Genomic DNA, 3,984 nt, shown 5'->3' on the forward strand with positions numbered 1-3,984 from the left:
GAGCTCGAGGGCTCCCGGCCGTCCGCCGTTTCCCGTGCCCTGCAGACCTGGGGCGCCGCCCGGTCTACGACCAGGTGGCCACGAGGTACCCCACGCCGTACGGCGCGTCCTCGTACAGCAGTGACCCGCCGAGGTCCGCGCCCTCGGCCGCACCCGCCAGGACCTGCCAGGAGGCCCGGCCGGACGCCTTCAGTTCGTGCGCCAGCCGTGCGTCCAGCGCCGTGAGGGCGGCCGCGTCCGCCGCGCCGAGCGCCCGCGCGACCTCCGCGTCGAAGGGCGCCGCCCGTTCGTCCAGATAGCCCGGGGCCTTGAGCGTCCGGCACGCGCTGGCGTCTCCCATCACCAGCAGCGCGACCCGCTCGGCCCGTGTGGCGATGTCCCGTCCGGTCCCCACACACCTCTCGGGCGTGAGCGATTCCCCCACACCGAGCCCTTCGACCGGGGCGTCGGACCACCCGGTCCGCTCCAGCAGCCAGGCGGCCACCGCCAGCGAGTACGGCAGCCGTTGTTCTCCGTGTGGGCCCGCGGCGGGCCCCAGCCGTACGTCGAGATCGACACCGAAGCCCCGGAACGAGCCCCGTGTGCCCTCCGGGTAGGTCTCGGGCCCGGCGCTCCCCACCGGCCCGACGACGACGAGCCGGTCGGGCCGGGCGGCGGCGAGCACACCCAGGGCGTCCGTGCAGGCGGCCCGCGCGGCGTCCAGCTCCGGTGCGGCGCCCGCGGCGACCGCGGGGACCAGAAGGGGCGGGCAGGGGCAGACAGCGGCGGCGACAAGCATGATCGGCAGGGTAACCCCGGGGACCCACTCGCACGCATCCCGCGCCCGGCGAACCGGCTGTGGGTCGCCGCCGGTGAGGCCGGTCAGTCCAAGGCGCAGCCGCTCGTCGCGACCGGGAGCGGCTCGGGCACCCCGACCTTCGGCAGGCCGAGCAGCACTCCGGTCGGCTGGGCCGGCATGCCCGCCTTCTCGGCGTTGCGCTTCTCCCAGGCGTCGCCCGCGCGCGTGCGGCGCACGTCGAGCACCTGGCCCTCGGCGAGCAGGTGGTGCGGAGCGGCGTAGGTGATCTCGACCGTCACCACGTCACCGGGGCGGACCTCCTGGTCCGGCTTGGTGAAGTGGACGAGGCGGCTGTCAGGGGCGCGGCCGGACAGCCGGTGGGTGGTCTCGTCCTTGCGGCCCTCGCCCTCGGCGACCATCAGCTCCAGCGTGCGGCCGACCTGCTTCTTGTTCTCCTCCCAGGAGATCTCCTCCTGGAGGGCGACGAGACGCTCGTAGCGCTCCTGGACGACCTTCTTGGGGATCTGGCCGTCCATCTCGGCGGCCGGCGTGCCGGGGCGCTTGGAGTACTGGAAGGTGAAGGCCTGGGCGAAGCGGGCCTCGCGCACCACGTGCAGCGTCTGCTCGAAGTCCTCCTCGGTCTCGCCGGGGAAGCCCACGATGATGTCGGTGCTGATCGCCGCGTGCGGGATGGCGGCGCGGACCTTGTCGATGATCCCCAGGAAGCGCTCCTGGCGGTAGGAGCGGCGCATGGCCTTCAGGACCGGGTCCGAGCCGGACTGGAGCGGCATGTGGAGCTGCGGCATCACGTTCGGCGTCTCGGCCATGGCGGCGATGACGTCGTCGGTGAAGTCGCGCGGGTGCGGGGAGGTGAAGCGGACGCGCTCCAGGCCGTCGATGCCGCCGCAGGCGCGCAGCAGCTTGCTGAAGGCCTCGCGGTCGCCGATGTCGGAGCCGTACGCGTTGACGTTCTGGCCGAGCAGCGTGATCTCCGAGACGCCCTCGCCGACCAGGGCCTCGATCTCGGCGAGGATGTCGCCGGGGCGCCGGTCCTTCTCCTTGCCGCGCAGGGCCGGGACGATGCAGAACGTGCAGGTGTTGTTGCAGCCGACGGAGATCGACACCCAGGCCGCGTAGGCGCTCTCGCGGCGCGTCGGCAGCGTCGAAGGGAACTCCTCGAGCGACTCGGCGATCTCGACCTGCGCCTCTTCCTGCACGCGCGCGCGTTCCAGCAGGACCGGCAGCTTGCCGATGTTGTGCGTGCCGAAGACGACGTCCACCCAGGGCGCCCTCTTCACGATGGTGTCGCGGTCCTTCTGCGCCAGACAGCCGCCGACCGCGATCTGCATGCCGGGGCGGCTCGCCTTCTTCGGCGCGAGGTGGCCCAGGTTGCCGTACAGCTTGTTGTCGGCGTTCTCCCGCACCGCACAGGTGTTGAAGACGACGACGTCCGCCTCGCCGTCGGAACCCTGGGGGGCGCGCACATAGCCCGCGTCCTCCAGCAGACCGGACAATCGCTCGGAGTCGTGGACGTTCATCTGACATCCGTAGGTGCGAACTTCATATGTCCTGGATGTCTGCTTATCCACTGCCGGGCTCCGGTCGCTGCTGATGGTCATGGCTCAAGGGTAGGCGCTCCCGGGCGAGGGCCGCGTACAGCCCGGCTCAGGACGCCTGCAGCACCGACGGGCCCTCCTCGGCGATGCGGTCGACGACCGCGGGCGGCAGACCGTCGTCCGTGACGATGGTGTCGAGCCCGTTCAGAGGGGTCACGTTGAACCGCTCGACGATGCCCCACTTCGTGCTGTCGGCGAGCAGGGCGACCGATGTCGCCGCTCGCATCACGGTCTGCTTGAGCAGCACCTTGTCGGTCGAGGGACTGGTCACACCGTGGGCCAGGTCCCAGGAGCCCGCGCTCAGGAAGCAGACGTCGATGTTGAGCGCCCCGATGGCCCGGGCGGCGAGCGGCCCGCTGCTCGATCCGCTCGACACGTCGATCTCGCCCCCGGTGTGAATGGCGCGGATCTCCGGAAGGCCGCAGAGCGCGATCGCGGCGTGGAAGTCGTTGGTGACGACGGTGAGGTCCTTGCGGCCGGCCAGGAACGGGACGGTGGACTGACAGGTCGTTCCCGCGTCGAGGAAGACCGCCATGCCGTCCTCGACGAGGCCCGCCGCGGCCTCGGCGATGGCCTGCTTGCGGGGAAGTTCCAGGTGCGCCCGGGACGCCCTCTCGCGGGGCGGGGCGTGCCCCGTCCAGTCCGCCAGCCTGACGCCGCCCTGAACCGAGATCACCTGGCCGCTCTTCTCCAGGGCGGCGATGTCACGGCGCACCGTCATGTGGGAGACGTCCAACCGCGTCATGAGCTCGCGGATGCTCAGCACGCCGGTGCTCCGCAGCAGGCGCAGCAGCTCCTGGTGCCGCTGTTCCGGAATCAGCGGTGCCCTGACCATCACGTCTCCTCCAGAACGGTACCGAGGGAGATCAGATTAACTTCCCGCTTCCGATCTAGTGACAATATGTGAATCCATGTTCTAGCGTGTGCCGCCATGGTAACGAAGTTTCAATCTCTTGACGCGATCGTCCGCACCGGAGCCCTGCTGATCGTCCGGCTGGACAGCGCGGAAGAGGCCCTGGCCGTGTCCGAGGCCGCGATCGAGGGCGGTGTGCGCGCACTGGAGATCACGCTCTCGGTGCCGGGCGCGCTGGATGTCATCTCGAAGCTGTCCGAGCGCCACGGCAAGGACGGAGTGGTCGTCGGCGCCGGGACGGTCCTGGACGAACAGGCGGCCCACGCCTGCGTCTCGGCCGGGGCGAACCTGCTGGTGAGCCCCAATCTGAACCCGGCGATGATCGCGGCCGCCAACCGCTATCAGGCCGTCACGGTCAGCGGTGCCTTCACCCCGACGGAGATCGTCGACACGATGCAGGCGGGCGCCGACATCGTGAAGCTCTTCCCCGCCGAGTTCATGGGCCCCGAGTACGTCCGGACCGTCAAGGCTCCCCTCCCCCAGGCACCGCTCATGCCTGCGGGCGGCGTCTCGCCCGACAACGTGAAGGCATGGTTCGACGCCGGTGTCGTCGCGGTCGGCGTCGGAAGCTCCGTGACCAAGGCCGCCCGTCCCGACGGTGACTACCGGCGCGTGACCGAAGCGGCCCGGACCGTCCTGCGGTCCATCGAAGAAGCCCGGGCCTGACGCCCGGGCAC

Annotated in this window: 4 protein-coding genes; 1 reads left to right on the forward strand and 3 read right to left on the reverse strand. The window is 70.9% G+C overall.

Features of this window, described 5'->3' with window-relative positions; translation table 11 throughout:
• Positions 1-64 precede the first annotated feature (64 nt).
• From ACFTZL_RS42240 to ACFTZL_RS42250, 3 genes are all read right to left on the reverse strand, one after another.
• A complete protein-coding gene (locus ACFTZL_RS42240) occupies positions 65-778 on the reverse strand; it encodes a class III extradiol dioxygenase subunit B-like domain-containing protein (protein WP_382595133.1) in 714 nt (237 codons plus the stop codon).
• Positions 779-861: 83 nt separating this feature from the next.
• On the reverse strand, positions 862-2,397 hold the full coding sequence (miaB, locus tag ACFTZL_RS42245; RefSeq protein WP_382595136.1) for a tRNA (N6-isopentenyl adenosine(37)-C2)-methylthiotransferase MiaB: 1,536 nt from the start codon (positions 2,395-2,397) through the stop codon (positions 862-864).
• A gap of 46 nt (positions 2,398-2,443) precedes the next feature.
• Positions 2,444-3,229: a DeoR/GlpR family DNA-binding transcription regulator gene (locus tag ACFTZL_RS42250; RefSeq protein WP_382595139.1), complete on the reverse strand. Its 786-nt coding sequence runs from the start codon at positions 3,227-3,229 to the stop codon at positions 2,444-2,446.
• Positions 3,230-3,325: 96 nt separating this feature from the next.
• Between ACFTZL_RS42250 and ACFTZL_RS42255 the strand changes: the two genes are divergently transcribed.
• On the forward strand, positions 3,326-3,973 hold the full coding sequence (locus tag ACFTZL_RS42255; RefSeq protein ID WP_382595142.1) for a bifunctional 4-hydroxy-2-oxoglutarate aldolase/2-dehydro-3-deoxy-phosphogluconate aldolase: 648 nt from the start codon (positions 3,326-3,328) through the stop codon (positions 3,971-3,973).
• Positions 3,974-3,984: the final 11 nt, after the last annotated feature.

The sequence above is a fragment of the Streptomyces sp. NPDC056948 genome, assembly GCF_042674225.1.
GTDB classification, from domain to species: domain Bacteria; phylum Actinomycetota; class Actinomycetes; order Streptomycetales; family Streptomycetaceae; genus Streptomyces; species Streptomyces purpurascens.

Bases quoted from the DNA above. Each gene is read 5' to 3' on its own strand.
- ACFTZL_RS42240 (WP_382595133.1), bottom strand. From the start codon at position 778: ATGCTTGTCGCCGCCGCTGTCTGCCCCTGCCCGCCCCTTCTGGTCCCC.
- miaB (WP_382595136.1), bottom strand. From the start codon at position 2,397: ATGACCATCAGCAGCGACCGGAGCCCGGCAGTGGATAAGCAGACATCC.
- ACFTZL_RS42250 (WP_382595139.1), bottom strand. From the start codon at position 3,229: ATGGTCAGGGCACCGCTGATTCCGGAACAGCGGCACCAGGAGCTGCTG.
- ACFTZL_RS42255 (WP_382595142.1), top strand. From the start codon at position 3,326: ATGGTAACGAAGTTTCAATCTCTTGACGCGATCGTCCGCACCGGAGCC.